This is a genomic window from Cytobacillus dafuensis, assembly GCF_007995155.1.
GTDB lineage: Bacteria > Bacillota > Bacilli > Bacillales > Cytobacillaceae > Cytobacillus > Cytobacillus dafuensis.
In genome coordinates this window covers 868,303-886,739 of the sequence record NZ_CP042593.1, presented here as the reverse complement: position 1 = coordinate 886,739, position 18,437 = coordinate 868,303, and the positions used below count along the sequence as shown (strand labels likewise).

Annotated in this window: 22 protein-coding genes and 3 riboswitches; of the genes, 7 read left to right on the top strand and 15 right to left on the bottom strand. The window is 36.6% G+C overall.

Translation table 11 applies throughout. The features are described 5' to 3' along the window. Positions 1-43: 43 nt before the first annotated feature. The gene (locus FSZ17_RS04425; RefSeq protein ID WP_057775862.1) at positions 44-556 is read right to left on the bottom strand and encodes a DUF6886 family protein; all 513 of its coding nucleotides are present in this window, start codon (positions 554-556) and stop codon (positions 44-46) included. Between the two features lie 40 nt (positions 557-596). Beyond that, positions 597-1,016, bottom strand: a complete 420-nt coding sequence (locus FSZ17_RS04420; RefSeq protein WP_057775861.1) for a VOC family protein — start codon at positions 1,014-1,016, stop codon at positions 597-599. A 195-nt stretch (positions 1,017-1,211) separates the two neighbouring features. On the opposite strand from FSZ17_RS04420, the gene FSZ17_RS04415 reads away from it, so the two are divergent. The 4 genes from FSZ17_RS04415 to FSZ17_RS04395 all read left to right on the top strand — a co-directional run bounded on the left by FSZ17_RS04415 (position 1,212) and on the right by FSZ17_RS04395 (position 5,502). Beyond that, on the top strand, positions 1,212-2,435 hold the full coding sequence (locus tag FSZ17_RS04415) for an MFS transporter (RefSeq protein WP_057775860.1): 1,224 nt from the start codon (positions 1,212-1,214) through the stop codon (positions 2,433-2,435). 356 nt (positions 2,436-2,791) lie between these two features. Then, on the top strand, positions 2,792-3,358 hold the full coding sequence (locus FSZ17_RS04405; protein WP_057775859.1) for an RNA polymerase sigma factor: 567 nt from the start codon (positions 2,792-2,794) through the stop codon (positions 3,356-3,358). Beyond that, entirely contained in the window at positions 3,336-4,946 is a 1,611-nt protein-coding gene (locus FSZ17_RS04400; protein WP_057775858.1) for a DUF4179 domain-containing protein, read from the top strand. The genes FSZ17_RS04405 and FSZ17_RS04400 overlap by 23 nt, the downstream gene beginning before the upstream one ends. 106 nt (positions 4,947-5,052) lie before the next feature. Next, entirely contained in the window at positions 5,053-5,502 is a 450-nt protein-coding gene (locus FSZ17_RS04395; RefSeq protein WP_057775857.1) for a GNAT family N-acetyltransferase, read from the top strand. 74 nt (positions 5,503-5,576) lie between these two features. On the opposite strand, the gene FSZ17_RS04390 is transcribed toward FSZ17_RS04395, so the two are convergent. From FSZ17_RS04390 to FSZ17_RS04380, 3 genes are all read right to left on the bottom strand, one after another. Beyond that, positions 5,577-6,527 carry an alpha/beta hydrolase family protein gene (locus FSZ17_RS04390; protein WP_057775856.1) on the bottom strand — a complete coding sequence of 317 codons (951 nt, stop codon included), beginning with the start codon at positions 6,525-6,527 and terminating at the stop codon, positions 5,577-5,579. Positions 6,528-6,717: 190 nt separating this feature from the next. After that, the gene (locus FSZ17_RS04385; protein ID WP_057775855.1) at positions 6,718-7,437 is read right to left on the bottom strand and encodes a YebC/PmpR family DNA-binding transcriptional regulator; all 720 of its coding nucleotides are present in this window, start codon (positions 7,435-7,437) and stop codon (positions 6,718-6,720) included. A 202-nt stretch (positions 7,438-7,639) separates the two neighbouring features. Next, positions 7,640-8,017, bottom strand: coding sequence for a nuclear transport factor 2 family protein (locus FSZ17_RS04380; protein WP_057775854.1), 378 nt, complete (start codon positions 8,015-8,017; stop codon positions 7,640-7,642). Between the two features lie 137 nt (positions 8,018-8,154). Between FSZ17_RS04380 and FSZ17_RS04375 the strand changes: the two genes are divergently transcribed. Beyond that, the gene (locus tag FSZ17_RS04375) at positions 8,155-8,553 is read left to right on the top strand and encodes a GNAT family N-acetyltransferase (RefSeq protein ID WP_057775853.1); all 399 of its coding nucleotides are present in this window, start codon (positions 8,155-8,157) and stop codon (positions 8,551-8,553) included. A gap of 2 nt (positions 8,554-8,555) precedes the next feature. Continuing rightward, the gene (locus tag FSZ17_RS04370; RefSeq protein WP_057775852.1) at positions 8,556-9,086 is read left to right on the top strand and encodes a GNAT family N-acetyltransferase; all 531 of its coding nucleotides are present in this window, start codon (positions 8,556-8,558) and stop codon (positions 9,084-9,086) included. A 77-nt stretch (positions 9,087-9,163) separates the two neighbouring features. On the opposite strand, the gene FSZ17_RS23280 is transcribed toward FSZ17_RS04370, so the two are convergent. The 4 genes from FSZ17_RS23280 to purU all read right to left on the bottom strand — a co-directional run bounded on the left by FSZ17_RS23280 (position 9,164) and on the right by purU (position 12,684). Beyond that, complete coding sequence (locus FSZ17_RS23280) at positions 9,164-9,301, bottom strand: hypothetical protein (RefSeq protein WP_185150666.1); 138 nt, start codon at positions 9,299-9,301, stop codon at positions 9,164-9,166. Between the two features lie 889 nt (positions 9,302-10,190). Further along, positions 10,191-10,976: a TerC family protein gene (locus FSZ17_RS04365; protein WP_057775851.1), complete on the bottom strand. Its 786-nt coding sequence runs from the start codon at positions 10,974-10,976 to the stop codon at positions 10,191-10,193. 632 nt (positions 10,977-11,608) lie between these two features. Continuing rightward, the gene (locus tag FSZ17_RS04360; RefSeq protein ID WP_082625381.1) at positions 11,609-11,752 is read right to left on the bottom strand and encodes an FbpB family small basic protein; all 144 of its coding nucleotides are present in this window, start codon (positions 11,750-11,752) and stop codon (positions 11,609-11,611) included. Between the two features lie 62 nt (positions 11,753-11,814). Continuing rightward, complete coding sequence (purU, locus tag FSZ17_RS04355; RefSeq protein ID WP_057775850.1) at positions 11,815-12,684, bottom strand: formyltetrahydrofolate deformylase; 870 nt, start codon at positions 12,682-12,684, stop codon at positions 11,815-11,817. Between the two features lie 284 nt (positions 12,685-12,968). Continuing rightward, positions 12,969-13,048: riboswitch (glycine riboswitch) on the bottom strand. Between the two features lie 2 nt (positions 13,049-13,050). Continuing rightward, positions 13,051-13,153, bottom strand: a riboswitch (glycine riboswitch). Between the two features lie 160 nt (positions 13,154-13,313). Beyond that, positions 13,314-13,358, top strand: a riboswitch (PreQ1 riboswitch). 8 nt (positions 13,359-13,366) lie between these two features. Here purU and FSZ17_RS04350 point away from each other — a divergent pair. Further along, positions 13,367-13,852 (top strand): QueT transporter family protein, encoded by a 486-nt coding sequence (locus tag FSZ17_RS04350; RefSeq protein ID WP_057775849.1) that lies wholly within the window; start codon positions 13,367-13,369, stop codon positions 13,850-13,852. A gap of 43 nt (positions 13,853-13,895) precedes the next feature. Here FSZ17_RS04350 and FSZ17_RS04345 read toward each other — a convergent pair whose 3' ends face one another. From FSZ17_RS04345 to FSZ17_RS04320, 6 genes are all read right to left on the bottom strand, one after another. Next, positions 13,896-15,257 carry an aspartate kinase gene (locus FSZ17_RS04345; RefSeq protein WP_057775848.1) on the bottom strand — a complete coding sequence of 454 codons (1,362 nt, stop codon included), beginning with the start codon at positions 15,255-15,257 and terminating at the stop codon, positions 13,896-13,898. A gap of 232 nt (positions 15,258-15,489) precedes the next feature. After that, on the bottom strand, positions 15,490-15,843 hold the full coding sequence (gene mnhG, locus FSZ17_RS04340; protein WP_057775847.1) for a monovalent cation/H(+) antiporter subunit G: 354 nt from the start codon (positions 15,841-15,843) through the stop codon (positions 15,490-15,492). Further along, the gene (locus FSZ17_RS04335; protein ID WP_057775846.1) at positions 15,821-16,105 is read right to left on the bottom strand and encodes a Na(+)/H(+) antiporter subunit F1; all 285 of its coding nucleotides are present in this window, start codon (positions 16,103-16,105) and stop codon (positions 15,821-15,823) included. Before FSZ17_RS04335 ends, mnhG begins: the two co-directional genes overlap by 23 nt. After that, positions 16,105-16,581, bottom strand: a complete 477-nt coding sequence (locus FSZ17_RS04330; protein ID WP_057775845.1) for a Na+/H+ antiporter subunit E — start codon at positions 16,579-16,581, stop codon at positions 16,105-16,107. The genes FSZ17_RS04335 and FSZ17_RS04330 overlap by 1 nt, the downstream gene beginning before the upstream one ends. A gap of 40 nt (positions 16,582-16,621) precedes the next feature. After that, positions 16,622-18,106, bottom strand: coding sequence for a Na+/H+ antiporter subunit D (locus tag FSZ17_RS04325; protein WP_057775844.1), 1,485 nt, complete (start codon positions 18,104-18,106; stop codon positions 16,622-16,624). Then, positions 18,099-18,437, bottom strand: coding sequence for a Na(+)/H(+) antiporter subunit C (locus FSZ17_RS04320; protein ID WP_057775843.1), 339 nt, complete (start codon positions 18,435-18,437; stop codon positions 18,099-18,101). Before FSZ17_RS04320 ends, FSZ17_RS04325 begins: the two co-directional genes overlap by 8 nt.

Sequence of the window (18,437 nt, the reverse complement as noted above, 5' to 3'; positions counted from 1 at the left end):
CATATCCGATTTTTTCTCTATCATACTCTTAAATATCAAACCCTCATGATTTTGATACACTTATCGCGTTGCCAAATCTAATAATAGAAAATCCTAAGGTTGAAGAAATAACCATATCTCGAATCGGAGAGAGATCCGGAGTAAATCTTAATTCTATGCTTTCACTCAAGAGCTTTTCTAATAACTCTCCAACAGGCTCAACCTTAATCGGAGAAACTTCTTGATCGGATACATAATATCCAGCGTTCTCATCGAACATTTCAAATGAGTCTGCACAAAATGTATAGACATATAGTTTTGTTTGACGAATCCGCTCTAGCCAACGGCTTTCAACCGTGATAATCTGGTCTGCACTTGACCCGAAAAAGAATTGATTTTTATCATTTTCGTTCGTATAATCTGCCTTCCAATAAATAACTCTTGGACAATCTCGCGGAAAATAGTAATGAATGGAATGCTCTTGATCAATCGCCCAAACAACTGGTTTCGCAGATGTTTTGGATGGTCTTGGAGAAAAGGTTTTTATATGCGGGTTTTCGCTAAAATGGTATAACAATAGAAATCCTCCAATCTTTTAAATACTTACTGACTGGCATTTAATTTGAGATAAAGAATTTCTCTTTAAAAATCGGACTTAATTCGCTCCAAACATCAAATTTATTTCCGTCGAGATCAGAAAAAACAAAGTTCCGTCCAGAATGGCCCCTATTTTCAATTTCTCCAACACTGATACCTTGGTTAACAAAATCCTTATGAATTTCTTCTAAAGCAGCCATTCCATTCACTTCAAACGTCACTGAGAAGCGCTCATTGCCTTTATCATCAATAAAATTTGAACTTTGATCTTCTTTCGATTTAACTAAGAAAAAGCTCTGGTTAGCGAAATTCAGAATAGCCTTTTCCTGATCTTTATAGCTTAGCTCAGCCCCTAGCTTATCCGTATACCATTGAACAGAACTGTCTACATCCACTACAGGAATATAAATCGTTCCTACCCTAATTAATTTTTCAAGCATGATTTCATCTCCTATTAGTTAGTTATATAGTATTTCTTCCAATAAATAGTTTTTCCTTCTAATCATTTATATTGAATTACTACACTTTAGCAGTAGATTTGGAAAATTAACCAAATCTCAGCAAGATAATGCTATGATAAAAAAAATAGTAGTTATCTCTCTTATTTAACAGGTTTATCATTAAGGAGTGTTTTTTTGAAATCACCTTTTTACTTATTATTAATAAGTCAGTCTTCTACAAAACTAGCTTATTCTTTATATACAATGACAATCATTACATTTATCTATCAAGAAACGAATTCAGCCACTTTTGCATCAGCTGTCACCATTATTAGTATGATTTCGCAAATTATAAGTGGATCTACAGTACCATTAATGATGGAAAAATATACTTTGAAAAGGATTCTATTAATTTCACAGATATTCCAGCTGATTTTTTATGCTTTTATTGTAATCTCGATATTACTTATCCCTAGTCCAATCAATTATATTTTGCTATTTTTTTTATTAGCATTTATTTCATTTTTCAATGGCTGGTCTAATCCTTCGAGGAGCGCTCTAATCCCAGAGGTAGTTTCAAAAGAGAAATTAGTGAATGCGAATAGCCTTTTGTCTACTACCGATCAAATATTGCTGCTTCTTGGCTGGTCCATCGGCGGTATTCTAATCGTTTATCTTGGTCATTTTAAAGTCATTATCATAACCATTATATTATTGTTGATTTCTATCCTTTCTTTATTGATGTTAAAAACGAATTCTACGGTTCATAACAAGAAGAAAAAGAATCCAATTGCATCTCTAAAGGAAGGCTGGGTAATTGTCTTTAAACACCCTATATTAAGCACGATTACAAAAATGGATATCATTGAATTATTTGGTGGAAGCATTTGGATTGGGGCTGTCACCTTAATCTTCGTTCAAGAAGCATTAGGTCAAGATGAAAAATGGTGGGGATATATTAACTCAGCTTATTATGCAGGAACAATTATTGGTGGCATTTTAGTATGGAAATGTTCAAAATATATTAATCAGTCTCTTGTACTTTTCATTGTTATTGGATCAGTTGGTGTTTCAATTCTTACCATCATCTATTCTTTTGTTAGTATTCCTATTATCGCTTTGTTATTAGTTATTTTAATGGGCCCATTATATCAAGTTAGAGATATTGCTCAAAGCACATTTATTCAGAACTCCATCAATAAAGAACTTTTAGGAAAATACTTAGCTTCAAAGGCAACCATTAATCAAGCAGTCTTTAGTTTATCTGTTTTTATCATTGGTTTGCTTGTTGATTTAGTAAGTGCTAGATTTGTATATTTGTTTTCCGGAATATTATTACTTAGCTCTGGGATCTACGGCTATCAAAAATTATTCAAAAATCATCAATCCCAGGTAGATCAAACTCAAAAATACGATTAGATATCTAGTTAAAGTTTTTTGTATAGGCTCGATGGTTGCTGCGGCAGCCTTTTTCTTTTTCTATGTTAAACTTCCCTGTTGATCTCCGCTGCAGGCACTTAGCGATCGCAGGCGGTCCGGAAGCCTCCTCATCGCTATCGCTCCTGCGGGGTCTCCCTTTGACTCGCTTCTCCCGCAGGAGTCTCGCGCCTTCCGCTCCAATCAACAACAAAATAGCATGATCAACACTAAGCTTTAACACAAACTTTCTTTAATAATTTTTTATTTAGATGAAATTATTTAGAGATTAAACTCGTTATTATAGATGAAATCCAAAAGCGAGACATGCGCATGATCGTTTTAGTTAGGAGGTCAAAATGGAAGAAGAACTGCTTTGGATCCAAGATGTGCTATCCGGCAACAAGCATGCCTACGCACACATTATTAATAAATATAAAAATCCGTTATATGCCACGATTTTACGAATGACAAGAAATCCACAGGATGCTCAGGATTTAGTACAGGAGGCTTTTATTAAAGTCTATCATCAGCTCGGTAAATTTGATGGAAATGGATCGTTTTCCAGCTGGATCTATCGGGTGGCGATTAATCACTGTATGGATGAATTCCGAAAGAAACGCTATCAAATGAAACAGGTGGAAATAAACGAAGAAAAAATGGTGAACTCGAACCATCCTGAAGTGATTTTCTTAAAGAAAGAAAAAAATAGGCAGCTCGAGCGTTTGATTGCCACGCTGCCAGAAGATGAACGAATGATCATCCTCTTAAGATATGCAAATGAATTAAGCTATAACGAAATCAGTGAGATTGTCGAACTCCCTCTTTCAGATGTCCGCAATAAGCTTCATCGGGCTAAGAAAAAAATGAGAGATATAGTAAAACGCGAAGGAGGCTATTTTCATGAAATGTCCAACGGCGGATAAACTTTCACAGTTTGTTGATAACCTGTTAGTAGAACAGGAGCAATCTGATATAAATACTCACTTAAAAAGCTGTAACGAATGCATGAGAATCGTAGAAGCTTTTAAAGATGAACAACAATTTTTAAGAGAAACTTTACAAATACCAACATTACCTGATCACTTTGATTCCTTAGTTCTTGATCAGCTTGAGCCTTATAAACAGAAGGCTGTACGCAGAAAAAGAACTCCTTGGAAAAGGATTATGCTTTCTGCAGCGGTAGTGGTAGTAGCTATTGGCTTAAGCGCAGCTCTGAATCCTAGCTTTGCCCAGTGGATTGGTGGCTTGTTCTCAACCGAACAAGTTGATGAGGGATTAAGAATGGCAAAGGATGCAGGACTCGTGCAACGAGTAAATCAAGAAGTAACGAATAATGGAATTACATTTAAAGTGGAAGATGTCATAACTGATTCTTCTCGGGTCGCCTTGTCCTATCAAATAATCAATGCTGATGGAGATTTTCAAGATACAGAAATAGACCTTGATGTTTCGCAAGACAACATCACGGCCTTCGATCAAAATGGAAAACGAATTGAAAGCATGGGCATGGGTTGGTCTGAAGGAAGTGATTACGGGTTAATTGAATTTTCATTACGGGAACAACCAACAGTAGAAGCAATGACCGTAAAGTTTAATTTTGATGAGCTAAATGGAGTAAAGGGCAACTGGAAACTAGAAATCCCTATTAATCTTAAGGAAGCTCGTCAATTTACAACCACTCTTCCATTAAATGATAAAAATAGTAGCAGGCATGGTGTCAACATTAATATGACTGAAATGCGCTTTTCTCCTTCCTCTAGTGAATTTCTATATGAAACAGCCTTTACAGAAGAAGAGCATGCAAAAGTAAAAGATGAAGTTCAAAAGCTTGAAGCTAAGTTTGGTGAGGAAAAAGTAACTGGTGCAGAATCTTTAACCAACTATGGAACTGCCATTGCCTATCATATCGAGAATGAGGAAGGGAAAGCGATATATCGTAACTATGCAGCGCATACTCAGAGCTCAGGAACATTACAAAGTTCAGGCTCTGACATGGAACAGCTCGGTCAAATCGCTTGGAATGATTCGTTTATTCCACAAAAGGATAAGCAAAAGCTGACCTTTGTGTTAGATGGCGTATATAAAACGGTACCTTCTGATTTTTCTATTAAAATTAAACCGAAAGAGCTAAAGAAAAATCCTGTGTCCTTTGAGTATGAAGGAAACTTTATCACAATAAAAGAAGCGAAAAAAGATAATGAGTATTCGCTGAAAAAATCGCTAATGCCTATTGAAAAAGAAACGTCTGTTGTAATTGAAATGGAGGGTGGAAGAGAAGCTACTGCTTCAGAACTTGGCGATTGGGTTTTAGTCGATGATAAAGGAAAAACATATTCTACTTATGGTGGGGGATCTATTCTCAATGAAAAAGATAAGAATGGCCGCTACAAGACATCAATCAACCTCAAATCGTATGACTTGGAAGAAATTCCTGAGGAATTGACGCTGCATTTACTTTCCGTCACTCGCTATGATGAGGTCAAGGATAAGTGGAAAGTTCCACTATACTAATCAAAGCATTTCTAGTTCATGATTTCCATTATGGCAAATTTGAGTATTATTAGAATATTATGTTATAATACTATTCTAAAGAAAATTTTACTTAAAAGGGGAATTTATGGATAACAACACTGTTCAACTAGTAGAATTAAACAAAGAGAATTGGTATGACTGCTGTACTTTAGAAGTATCTGAGAATCAAGTAAATCATATTGAGCCTAATGCTGTTTCGATTGCTCAATCAAAATTCGAACCATCATTAAAGCCATATGCTATCCAATATGAAGATAAGTTCGTAGGTTTTCTAATGTTCAATACGACCCTGGAAGAACTTGATGGTTATTGGATATATCGAATTATGGTAGATAAAAACTATCAACAAAAAGGGATAGGTAAGAAGGCAACTAAATTAATGATTGATGAAATGTCTAAATTGCCAAATTGTAAAAAAATCGTGGTTGGCTATCATCCTGAAAACATTGGAGCACATCAATTATATGCGAGCTTAGGCTTTATTGATAATGGCGATAGATTTGGGAAGGAAATGGCTGTTGTATTAAACATTTAAGTCATAGTTTTTTAGGATTATGAATTTCATAGAAAATGCCTTAGCTTGTTAAGCTAAGGCATTTTTATATTGGGTTAACTAATTTTAAGGAGAATATTTTTTTCTGCCCAATTTTTCATAATAGAGAGCATTTCAGGGCTTAACGGTTTTGAAAAGCCTTTTTTATAAATGGATTTAAGTTTTAACATCGAGACAGGCTCCTCTTGTTCCCGGAGGAGATGATTCATCGTTCTTACATTATACGCTTCTGCTGGCCCATTTACTTTTTCCTTAAATAAATGGACATGCTTTGGATCTACCTGGACATCCTTCTCTCCTGTAATAGCAAGTATAGGACATGTAACACCTGCAAGATCCTCGTCATTCTGATATTGAAAATGTTCACGCATCCATTTAGCATTGATTTTTGCAATACCTTTTTTGACTACGGTTTCATTAGATGCCATTAATTCATCAAATAGTTTTGCTTGCTTTAACGCAGAGGTTTTATGCACCTTTAACCCTCGAAGCAGTAGTCCTAGGAAGCCCTTCATGTTCGTAACTTCCTCCTCAAGCAACCGCGTCTGCATTTCAGAGGCATTTCTTACATTGTCCGCCTGTCCTGCAAGCAAAATCAATCCAGCAGCCTTCACCTGTTTATGAATAGCTGGAGATAATGTACATCCTTCACTATGACCAAGCAGAAAAATTCTTTCAGGATCAATTTGTGGAAGTTGTCGTGCTGCCTGAACCGCAGCAACACCATCATTCACTAAATCCCACATTCCAGTTTCATAGAAATTTCCTCCGCTCTCTCCCGCTCCACGTTTATCATATCGAAGTGCCGCTACACCAATGGATGCAAAAAATTCAGCGAGCATTTTGTATGCATTCATAGGCATATTCTTTACACTACCATCACGGTCAACAGGTCCAGAACCATGAATAATCACGACAAGAGGTAATTTCTCACCTGAATCATTAGGAAAACTGACCGTTCCTTTTATGTTCACATCAGTATCAAATTGAATATGGAGTTCTCTCATGGCTTTCCCCCCACTAATTAATTTCTAATTATATGACGGCTAACAATGAAAAAACGTTCATTTTATTTTAAAGAAAAAGATCTGAAAAATAATTTTGCTGATTTATGATTACATCATAAAGTAACAAGATTCCTAATTACAGCCTAAATAAAAAAGCAGACCTTTTTTCATCCAAAAGGTCTGCTTCCATTTATTCACCTAAGTCTACATTATGATACACTTGTTGAACATCATCTAAATCTTCTAGTGCATCAATCATTTTTTCAAACTTTTCTTGGCCATCATCAGGCAATGTAATTTCATTTTGAGCAAGCATCGTGATTTCCGCAACTGTAAATTCTGTTATACCAGCAGTCTTCAATGCTTCTTGCACTGAATGGAATTGATCGGGTTCGGCATAAATAATAACCGATTCCTCTTCTTCTAAAATGTCGCGTGCATCAACATCTGCTTCCATTAAGATTTCAAGCACTTCGTCTGCTGATTTCCCTTCAAGACCAATAACAGCAGTTGCATCAAACATGTAGGCAACAGAACCACTTACACCCATGTTTCCACCGTTTTTCCCAAATGCAGCACGAACATCTGATGCCGTACGATTAACGTTATTTGTCAATGCATCCACGATTACCATTGAGCCATTTGGTCCGAAGCCTTCATAACGAAGCTCAGAATAGTTTTCATCTGACCCGCCTTTTGCTTTATCAATGGCACGATCAATAATATGTTTTGGTACATTGTAAGTTTTAGCTCTTTCTAAAACAAATTTTAAAGCTTGATTGGCTTCTGGATCAGGTTCACCTTGCTTAGCTGCTACATAAATCTCGACTCCGAACTTAGCATATATACGACTTGTATTAGCATCTTTTGACGCTTTCTTATCCTTAATATTGTTCCACTTACGGCCCATAATGAACACTCTCTTTCCACTTTGAATCTACACAAAAATATTAATACTAAATAAGCTCTTGTTCAATACTTTTTCAAAATAACTTTAAAAGACGAATAAATTCTTCTAACCGAATTATATTACTAACTATATTCTTTTCCCAAATAATATTATATCTAAACTCCTTATTTGTTTCGAAGTTTAGCAAAAATAAAATGAAAATCTATTTTTCTAACTCTATATATTCTCTTAGCAATTTCCACTCATTTTCTTCTCTTCTCCAAACAAACATGCATTTTGCAGGATAGGCTTTACCGTCAATCACTGCTGTTTCAGTCCCAATTACAACAAACTCTTCTCCATCCTTACGCATAGAAATGGAAACTGGCTCAAAACTTTTTTCAGCATTGTCGTATTGCTTCAACACTGCCTCTATATCATAGGTATTATCATACTGATCAGGAAGTTCGAGATTCGAATTTGCCCAATATCCTACGAAGCTTTTAGACATATAATTTCTAAGTTTATCTCCATTCTTACTTAAGAAAGCCTCATTCCAACATTGGAAATAATCATCTAACACCTTATCTAAATGTTCCATTTGCCCCCTCCTCTTTTTTCAATATTTTCTACAAATGTATTTCTTTTTCCTTTTAATTCCTTCTTTATTTTTTAGAGGATTCTTTACTTCTATGAAGAATTCTATTTTGACCCTAAACTTTTTAAGGAGAAATAATGATGAAAATTAGATATACTGACGAAATTGCTAATCCCGATCAACTATTTACACTTTATCAAAATGATGGCTGGAATGAATTTCTGAAGTTGCCGAAAGAAGCTCTACATAAAGCAATGCTTCAAAGCTGGCATGTTCTATGTGTATATGATGAAGACCAATTAATCGGAACTGGACGAATCATATCAGATGGTGTTATTAACGGCTATATATGTGGAATAATTGTTCACCCAAGCTATCGGAATAAAGGAATTGGAAAAGAAATAGTTCGAAGATTGGTGAGAGAAGGGAATGAAGCTAAATTACATATTCAACTGTTCTGCGAAGACGATAAAGCCTCTTATTATAGGGAACTTGGTTTTGAGATATTTACAGTCGGCATGAAGTACGAAGGAAAATAATCATGATTCAATTCAAAGTATTAACTATACATGAATTATCCCCTACTCTATTAACAACATTTAATCGGTATCAAGAAACGAATTACGTATGTTTTAAAGCAAACGATCAATTCATCATTAAAGCTGACTACTTTGTTGAGCATTGGGATGATGAAAAAAAGTATCAAGTCATTCTAGAATTGCAAAATTGCGTCCAGGCGAATGGAACTGTAACCGGAGCCTTTTCAGATAGAAAGTTAATCGGTTTCGCAAATGTGGAAGGCGAATTATTCGGGAATAATAAAGAATACCTTGAACTTCCTTATATCCATGTCTCTAATGAATATAGAAATAGCGGAATTGGAAAAAAGCTGTTTCAAATATGTTGTGAAAAAGCAAAACAAATGGGTGCCAAGAAGCTATACATTGCAGCCCATCCTTCAGTAGAAACACAGCATTTTTATAAAGCTGTCGGGTGTACACATGCTTTAGAAATAAACCAAAAGATCCTTAACAAAGAGCCTTTAGATATACAATTAGAAAAAGTTTTATAAAAAATCGGCAATAAATTTAAGCCAGCTCCTAAGTGTATACATGTTCGCACTTAGGAGCTGGCTTCGTTTTTACTGGCTTAATATTCTATTTCGTCAAAATCCTTAGGCTGAGGGACCGGCTGCTTATTGTCTGGATTAGAGAATTCTCTTATAAGTTTCTGTTCGTCTAGACTATCCATATTCATCTTTTCCTTAGGCTTTTCTTGTTTCTTCATAGCGAGCAACCCTTTCAAGCTTTTATTTCATAGGGTTCACTAATTATGAAGGAATCATACGCAAAGGGTTTTCCTTATTAAACTCTTCGTGATTTTTCGAAAAAGTGGGATTATGAACATGCTTTGAGACCACTCTCCACGGATTTTTTTCGAAAAAGTGGTCTCATAAACACTCTTTGTGACCACTCTTCACGGATTTTCTCGGAAAAGCGGTCTCATGAACACTCTTCGAGACCACTCTCCACGGATTTTTTCGAAAAAGCGGTCTCATAAACACTCTTTGTGACCACTCTTCACGGTTTTTCTCGGAAAAGTGGTCTCATAAACACTCTTTGTGACCACTCTTCACGGTTTTTCTCGAAAAAGTGGTCTCATAAACGCTCTTTGAGACTACTCTTCACGGTTTTTCTCGAAATAGTGGTCTCATGAACACTCTTTGAGACCAATCTCCACGGTTTTTCTCGGAAAAGTGGTCTCATAAACACTCTTTGTGACCACTCTTCACGGTTTTTCTCGAAATAGTGGTCTCATAAACACTCTTTGTGACCACTCTTCACGGTTTTTCTCGGAAAAGTGGTCTCATAAACACTCTTTGTGACCAATCTCCACGGATTTTTCCGGAAAAGTGGTCTCATAAACACTCTTTGAGACCACTCTCCACGGATTTTTCCGAAAAAGTGGTCTCATGAACACTCTTTGTGACCACTCTCCACGGAATTTTCCGAAAAAGTGGTCTCATAAACGCTCTTTGAGACTACTCTTCACGGTTTTTCTCGAAATAGTGGTCTCATGAACACTCATTGAGACCACTCTCCACGGATTTTTCCGAAATAGTGGTCTCATAAACATGCTTTTTTGCGGGTAAAATGCTTAAATCATATAACCCTGATTAACTCACTTTATCTTCAACAGTTACTTCATTATCCTTCTTTGGAGAGAAAAACCATCCAACTACCCCGATAAGGATGAGCACAACATAGAATGTAATTTTCCATTCAGTCGAATGAGAAAATGATTCTGGCAGCACCGCTAATGCCGGGTGTGAAAGTGTGGTCACTGCAAGTTTTACTCCGACCCAACCTACAATAAGAAATGCGGCAACTTCTAGGCCTGGCTTTGTATGCAATAATTTAACAAAGAAATTAGCTGCAAAACGCATAATGATTAATCCAATAAATCCGCCTGCGAATATAACGAGAAATTGCCCGCCATCCATACCTCCAATTTTCGGTAAGCCTGAAGCAGGAAGTGCTACTGCTAGAGCTACTGCAGCTAAAATAGAGTCAATAGCGAATGCAATATCAGCTAATTCCACTTTAAAAACAGTTCCCCAAAAACCTGCTTTTTTCTTCTCTTTTGTATTAACTTCTTTATCCTTATCCTTTTTTATTAATACCTTTCTAAAGATATGGTTAAAGGAAATAAATAATAGATAAAGTGCACCAATTGCTTGAACCTGCCAAATATCAACAAGAAATGATATCGCAAATAAAGAAGCGAAACGGAATACAAATGCTCCGGCAAGGCCGTAAAATAAAGCTTTTTTTCTTTCCTCTTCCGGAAGATGTTTAACCATTATGGCTAAAACCAATGCATTATCAGCTGCTAAAAGACCTTCTAAAACTATTAATACTAATAAAACCGATCCATATTCTAAAAGTATCGAAAAATCCATATTGTTTGACCCCCATTTTTAAATTAAATTATGTGCAAATCGAGCTGAATAAAGGACATTTTCCTTTTCTTCGTTCTTTCTTGCCCTCCTTTTTTCTTATGCGTTCACATTCCTTGAAAATGCTAAGAAAACATGGTGTTCATCTATTTTTTTCAAGCCAACAAAAAACCTTTACCAAAATGCGGTAAAGGTCAGAAACAAAAAATAAAGACCTCTACCCTATTTAGGTAAAGGTCTTGCTAACAACGGAATGTTGCCGACAAAGCCGGGAGCTATGAACTCCGAAGTGACGACCTTATCGTTAAAGCTACTCCCCTTTAGGAGAAACTATACAATTTATATATTTATCATAAGCGAATCCTTACAAATCTGTCAATTATTTTTATAGTTTTTATTTGTCTCAGATTAACGGGCAGTAGACCCCCACTTCAAGTTTGCGAGAGAATCAAAGAATCCTAAGCGGGGGATCAACTGCCCGTAAAGGCCCATAAAATGAACACAGACTAAAAGCGCCACATCGTGTGGCAACGTCTGCGTGACCCACTTCCTGTGGGCCGCAACTAACCATCAGTGGGAGATGAAAGCCCCCCCACTGATGGAAGTTTCACTTTATCCACTAATCCTACCTGTATTCAAACTCTTTGTACGACTTTTTTAGACGTTGTATGTTTATCATCTATGCGCTTTTCAATTACTTCAAGCTGTCCTCGATCTCTCATAAGCTCCTCTTTATTTTTTCTAATTAAACTTGATAAAGTGACTTTTTTTCTAGTCATTTTAAATTCTCCCTCTCTCAATAATTTACGATATAAAACTGAATCCCCATTATGGCTATTTGCTATTCGAATACGATTGTCTTATTCCCATGAACAAGGACTCGGTCTTCAACATGCCATGCAACTGCATCAGCGAGGACCTTTCTTTCTACATGTCTTCCGGCAATTTTTAATTCATCAGCCGAATAGCGATGATTGACACGCATAACATCTTGTTGAATAATCGGCCCCTCATCCAGATCATTCGTAACATAATGAGCTGTTGCACCTATTAGCTTCACTCCCCTATTAAATGCCCTTACGTAAGGGTTTGCACCGACAAAAGCAGGCAAAAAGGAATGATGAATATTAATGATTTGATTAGGATATTTCGCTATAAAATTTGGGGAAAGAATTTGCATATACCTTGCTAAAACAATAAAGTCTACTTTCCCTTCCATTAATTCCATTGCTTTTTGTTCGGCCTCTTCCTTCGTTTCATGCGTTAATGGGATATGATAAAAAGGAATCCCGTAGCTTTCCACTTCGTCTGCTAATTTAGCGTGATTGCTAATGACTAGTGGAATATCAACTGGCAGTTCCTTTGACTTCCACCGCCAAATAAGTTCAAGAAGGCAATGATCCATTTTCGAAACAAATATTGCCATTTTCTTTCTATTTTTTGTGCTGCATAACTGCCATTCCATCGAATGCTCTGCTGCTATCCCATATAAATCTTGTTCAAGCTTTTCAAAAGCTGTTTCAAAATCTTTCAAATCGAATTCTATTCGCATAAAAAACCTTCCAGCATGTGGATCTGTTGTATGCTGATCAAAGTGGACAATATTTGCATGATGTTCTAATAGAAAATTAGAAACAATTGATATTATTCCCGGCTTTTCCGGACACGAAATTAATAGTACTACCCGGCTATCCTTTTCTTTTGTTGCCATCTGCCACACCTCTATTCCTAATAATTAATCATGTATCGCTTTCCCATCTATTACTAAGCAGTTTCATCTAACATCAATAGTTTGTCCATACATTCCCTTTTGAATAATATCGACATCATTCCCTTAAATCTACATAAGAAAACTTAGCGAATGCCTTAGTTTTTCTTAGCGATCTAATTAGAAGATATTTAATTGAACTCACACTTTCACTTTAGTACGTTAATAAACTTAAACTTTCATAATAGCCAAAAAAGGACAGAGAAAGGGTAACTTACTTTACCCTTTCTCTGTCCTTTTACCTGAGAGTTTAAACCCAAATAGGGTCCCCTTTGGTGTCGTACGAATAGCACGAGCTCTCCAGAGACGCGTCCCGTTGTGGTTCCTCTACCTGAGAGATTTGTTCCAAGGGTGTTTAATGGAACTTGCTCCTTCGGTGGCTAGTCATCATGCACTCTCCCACAACCGTCATCCGCCCATATTGAATTTTCTTTAAATTTAGAATAAAACTTATGCATATTTATGTCAACCTTTGAACATTGGTTTAATCTTTATTTTTAGTTCTTGTTCACATATTGTGCATAATTGACGAAAGCCTCAAAATATATTAATATATATGCTTTGGGCAAAGAGCTCACGTGGTTCGTAACCATCCCACGATAAAAAACTAAGGAGAGAATTGAATATGAAAGTAAGGACACTTGTCGGAAATGGCATATTAGCGGCTTTATATATTGCTGTTTCCATGCTTATCCAGCCATTTGGATTTACGGCTGTCCAATTCCGTGTATCCGAAATGTTTAATCACCTAGTCGTGTTCAATAAGAAGTATATATATGGCATGGTTTTAGGTGTGTTTTTAACGAATCTATTATTTTCACCAATGAAAGCATATGATCTTATTTTTGGTGTTGGTCATACGCTGATTTCTTTATTAATCACGATTGTTTGCTGCCGATATATTAAGAACATCTGGGTTCGTATGATCGTGAACTCACTCATTTTCACGTTCATGATGTGGATTATCGCCTTTGAGCTTAAACTAGCATTTGACTTGCCATTCATGCTTACATGGCTCACAACGGCAATCGGTGAGTTTGTTGTATTAATAGTAGGAATGCCAATCATGTATGCTCTTAATAAACGTATTAATTTTGAAAAAACAATATAGAAAAAGAGTTGACGCAGGAGTGCGTCAACTCTTTTTACTATTATTACACTGCTACTGCCGCAAAAAACTCTTCATAAAGTGCCTGAACCGCTCGTTTTTCATCTATTTCCTTAACACCGAACATCATGCTGACCTCAGATGAACCTTGATTGATCATTTCGATGTTAACGTTAGCTTTTGCCAATGCCTTAGAGGCTCTTGCCGTTGTACCGATATTATGACGCATCCCCTCTCCAACAACCATAATGAGAGCTAAGCTATGTTCAATAACCACTTCGTCTGAATCAAGCTCAGTTTTTATGCGATCAACGATTTCCTCTTCCATGCCAGGAGTAAACTGATTTTCTCTTAAAATGATTGAAATATCATCAATTCCAGAAGGAGTATGCTCATAGGAAAGACCATAGCTTTCTAGTATAGCTAAAAGCCTCCGTCCAAAGCCGATTTCTCTATTCATTAAGTATTTACTGACATAAATGCTGCAAAAGCCTTTGTCACTAGCAATACCAATGACAGGACCGTTCGTATTATCTCTTTCATAAACGATTTTCGTACCTGGTGCATTTGGATTATTTGTGTTCTTAATATGTACCGGAATTCCTGCACGGAACGCAGGAACTAGTGCTTCATCATGAAGGACAGTAAAACCTGCATAGGAAAGCTCACGCATTTCCCGATACGTTAATTCCTTAATTTCCTTCGGGCTGTTGATGATAAATGGATTTACAGAATAGACAGCATCAACATCTGTAAAATTTTCATATAATTCGGCTTTAAGTCCATTCGCCAGGATCGAACCAGTAATATCTGAACCACTACGTGAAAAAGTGAATACCTCACCTTCTTTGCTGTATCCAAAAAATCCAGGAAAAATAATAATCCCAGAACGTTCCCGTAACGAGAATAACTTGTCATATGATTCCGGTAAAACCTGAGCATTACCTGGTTCATCACTTACAAAAAGTCCTGCTTCTTTAGGATTTACATAATGGGCTTCCACCCCTTGCTGCCGGAAAAAAGCAGCAACTAATTTGGCGTTATTGTCCTCCCCACTTGCTTTTACTAAATCCATGAATTTGTCAGGATTGCGTTTGTCTGCAGTCAATCTTGTTTGTAGATCCTGTAGAATGTCATTAATAATTTCCTCTGATAGATTCAATTCTTGCGCAATAGCGGCATATCTTTCTATAACTGTGTTTAACTTTTCCTGCGGATTTTTATTTTGCAGGCAAAGCCTTGCACACTCAATTAACAAATCTGTCACCTTTTCATCTTCTGGCGATCTTTTTCCAGGAGCGGAAACAACGACAATTTTTCTCTTTGGATCAGAAACAACAATCTGGAAGACCTTTTCGACCTGCTTTCCAGATGCTAATGAAGATCCGCCAAACTTAACGACTTTCATCCTGACATCTCCTAATCTGTAAAAAATATATCCTAATTTTACTCCTATTCAGAAAATAATCAAGTGTTTTTCCTTCCGATAAATACATTTGTTCTTTCGAAAAGGACAATATAGTTCTGAATACCTATTTTCGCATAGCATAATTGTTTCATTTGTTAAAGCACAGCTCTCAAAAGAAAAAACGGAGAATAAAATCGTATGAGATTATTTTCTCCGTTTTTATGAAATCAACTTAATACTCTTCAAGAAATTCCTTCAAATCATCTTGTACAGTTTCCTTTGTGAGTTCAACCTTTGATCGATAGGCAGCTCGATTTAATAGATGAGATACAACTGGAGAGGTTAAAAATACGAAGAAAATACCAAGAATTAATCGAATACTGAAATATCCTTCTGCTAACAAAAAGAAAAGAAAAGTTCCAAATAAAATACAGAGTACTCCTAGGCTTGCACTTTTTGAAACGGCATGGGAGCGAGAATACACATCTGGCAGTCGAATTAATCCAATTGCACTCAGAAAGCTTAATACGGTTCCAATAAAAAGAAAAATAGCTACGATTATGTCAATGTATACGTTTTCGTTCAATAACAACACCTCTTTCAATAAATCTTGCAAAGGCAATGGTGCCTACAAAAGAGAGGATTCCGATTAATAAAATAATGTCAAAAAATGCATGTGTCCTCATAAGGATAGAAAGGCAGGCAACTCCTGCAATAATGTTGACACCGATGTTATCCAGTGCCATAACTCGATCAGGTGTTGAAGGCCCTTTTATGACACGATAAAGTGCTGCTAGTATAGAAAGGGTCAGGAAAAATAAACAAACTAATAAAAATAGATTAAACATTATCGGGTTACCTCCTTAATCGCTTTCTCATATTTGATCTGCGACTGTAAAACAGCTTGCTTTGAATCCGGCATATTTAACGCATGAAGATAAAATACTTTATTATTTGGTGAAACCTCCATTACAACAGAGCCTGGGGTTAAGGTTAAGAGCAAGGCAAGTAACGTAATTTCCAAATCACCCTCTAATTCAGTCTCCATTTTAAAGATACCAGGAGCTACATCGATTTTAGGCCTTATTACTTCTTTAATAATTGCTATACTTGATATGAACGATTCCTGGACAAACAATATAAATAATTTCATAATGGCGATAAACCGTTTTAAATAGAAAGATGTAGGGAAAAAGCGCCTTAAAGAAAATAACACAATCACACCAACGAGATAGCCTGCAAAGAAGGCTAAAATACTCCATTCATCCTGAAGAAACATCCATAAAAAGGCGATAAAAAGATTAATTAACACCTGAATAGGCAATGATCTCCCTCCTTATTAGAAAAGCGGAAGCTCCTTAGCGTCACTGACTCCCGCCCATAACCGCTTCAATATACAGCTTTGGATTTAACAAGCTTTCAGTAGCTAATCGAACATACTCATGAATACCCTCTGCCCCTAATCCAAGTGAGATGGTAAGAACCGTGAGACAGCCCATAGGGAACATCAATCCCTTTGTTGTCCCTTTTTCCATCTCTTTACTCAAATGCGTTTCTCCCCAAAACACATTCATAAAGACTTTCATAATGGAATACAAGACCATTAGACTTGTTAATAAGCCAATTCCACCTAACCAGTAATACTCCGATTCAAAGGTCCCTCTAGTAATAAAAACTTTCCCTAGGAATCCACTTAATGGCGGAATGCCTGCTAGTGATAAGGCTGCAATGAAGAACATCCACCCTAAGTAAGGATGATTGCGAATAAGTCCGCTTATTTCTTTTAGCTTACTCGTACCAGTTAAAGAAATAATGGTTCCGCCTAAGAGAAAAATGAGTGCTTTTATCAAAATGTCATGAATGAGATAGTACATGGACCCCATTATTCCATTTGAAGTAAATGAGGCTAGCCCAGCCATGATAAACCCTACCCCAACAATGACATTGTAGGTTAAGATTTTTTTTATATCCCAATAGGCGACCGCCCCAATTGCTCCAAGAATCATCGTTAATGCGCCAAGGATCCCAATGATCAAATGAGTGATTTGTGGCTCATGATAAAATACGAGTGTAAACATCCTGAAAATCGCATAAATCCCCACTTTTGTTAATAGAGCTGCAAAAATAGCTGCAACGGCAATCGGTGGTGCGCTATAGGCTTCTGGCAGCCAAAAGAATAAGAAAAGTGCAGCCTTCATGCCAAAAACCATTAAAAATAACAGAGCAACTGTAGTCAGCAATCCATCTTGACCTGCTTCAGCCACTCGCAAGGATAAATGGGCAAAATTCAATGTCCCTAACATGGCATAAAGATAGGCCACACCAAGAAGAAATAGTGAAGAAGATAAAACATTGATTAGAATATACTTAATGGACTCCCGCAGCTGTATCTTCGTTCCCCCTAGGGAGATCAGCACATATGATGAAATGAGCATGACCTCAAAGCAGACAAATAAATTAAAGAGGTCACCTGTCAAAAACGAACCGTTCACACCTGTTATCAAAAATAAATAAAATGGATAAAAATAATGACTCTCTCTCTCTTTTCCAATCGATTTAAATGCGAAAATCAAACAAAAAAGTGCAACAATACTTGTACTTAAAAGCAATAGTGCCGAAAACATATCTGCGACGATGGTAATTCCAAAAGGAGGATCCCATCCCCCAGCCTGAAGGGTCTGTATTCCCTTCCCTTTAATTTGCCCCATTAAAATGACGGCCACAAAGCCTGACGCCATAATGGCTAAAATACTAAGAAATCGTTGAAAACGAATGTTTTGCCGAAATAAGATCATGATCAGCCCCGCAATAAGCGGAATGATGATCGGCATTATAACTACATTATTCATCCTTCATTCCCCTTAATTGATCCATATCATCAGTCCCTAATGTTTTATATGTGCGGTAGCTAAGCACCAAGAATAGAGCAGTTACTGCGAAATTAATCACAATTGCCGTTAGAATAAGTGCTTGAGGCAATGAATCAGTAAATGTTGTGTTGATCCCTCCTAAAAGTGGAGGACCGCCTTTCTTTAATCCGCCCATTGTTAGTATAAGCAGATTAACGCCATGACTGATAATCGATGTTCCTAAAATGATTCGTATTAAGCTTTTACTCAAAACTAAATAAGTACCAATTGAAAAAAACAATCCTACTAGAATAGACATTAATGTTTCCAT

Coding starts and splice junctions, on each gene's coding strand:
- FSZ17_RS04420 (WP_057775861.1), bottom strand. CDS start 1,016: ATGCTTGAAAAATTAATTAGGGTAGGAACGATTTATATTCCTGTAGTG.
- FSZ17_RS04405 (WP_057775859.1), top strand. CDS start 2,792: ATGGAAGAAGAACTGCTTTGGATCCAAGATGTGCTATCCGGCAACAAG.
- FSZ17_RS04400 (WP_057775858.1), top strand. CDS start 3,336: ATGAAATGTCCAACGGCGGATAAACTTTCACAGTTTGTTGATAACCTG.
- FSZ17_RS04395 (WP_057775857.1), top strand. CDS start 5,053: ATGGATAACAACACTGTTCAACTAGTAGAATTAAACAAAGAGAATTGG.
- FSZ17_RS04390 (WP_057775856.1), bottom strand. CDS start 6,527: ATGAGAGAACTCCATATTCAATTTGATACTGATGTGAACATAAAAGGA.
- FSZ17_RS04385 (WP_057775855.1), bottom strand. CDS start 7,437: ATGGGCCGTAAGTGGAACAATATTAAGGATAAGAAAGCGTCAAAAGAT.
- FSZ17_RS04380 (WP_057775854.1), bottom strand. CDS start 8,017: ATGGAACATTTAGATAAGGTGTTAGATGATTATTTCCAATGTTGGAAT.
- FSZ17_RS04375 (WP_057775853.1), top strand. CDS start 8,155: ATGAAAATTAGATATACTGACGAAATTGCTAATCCCGATCAACTATTT.
- FSZ17_RS04370 (WP_057775852.1), top strand. CDS start 8,556: ATGATTCAATTCAAAGTATTAACTATACATGAATTATCCCCTACTCTA.
- FSZ17_RS23280 (WP_185150666.1), bottom strand. CDS start 9,301: ATGAAGAAACAAGAAAAGCCTAAGGAAAAGATGAATATGGATAGTCTA.
- FSZ17_RS04365 (WP_057775851.1), bottom strand. CDS start 10,976: ATGGATTTTTCGATACTTTTAGAATATGGATCGGTTTTATTAGTATTA.
- FSZ17_RS04360 (WP_082625381.1), bottom strand. CDS start 11,752: ATGACTAGAAAAAAAGTCACTTTATCAAGTTTAATTAGAAAAAATAAA.
- purU (WP_057775850.1), bottom strand. CDS start 12,684: ATGGCAACAAAAGAAAAGGATAGCCGGGTAGTACTATTAATTTCGTGT.
- FSZ17_RS04350 (WP_057775849.1), top strand. CDS start 13,367: ATGAAAGTAAGGACACTTGTCGGAAATGGCATATTAGCGGCTTTATAT.
- FSZ17_RS04345 (WP_057775848.1), bottom strand. CDS start 15,257: ATGAAAGTCGTTAAGTTTGGCGGATCTTCATTAGCATCTGGAAAGCAG.
- FSZ17_RS04335 (WP_057775846.1), bottom strand. CDS start 16,105: ATGTTTAATCTATTTTTATTAGTTTGTTTATTTTTCCTGACCCTTTCT.
- FSZ17_RS04325 (WP_057775844.1), bottom strand. CDS start 18,106: ATGAATAATGTAGTTATAATGCCGATCATCATTCCGCTTATTGCGGGG.
- FSZ17_RS04320 (WP_057775843.1), bottom strand. CDS start 18,437: ATGGAAACATTAATGTCTATTCTAGTAGGATTGTTTTTTTCAATTGGT.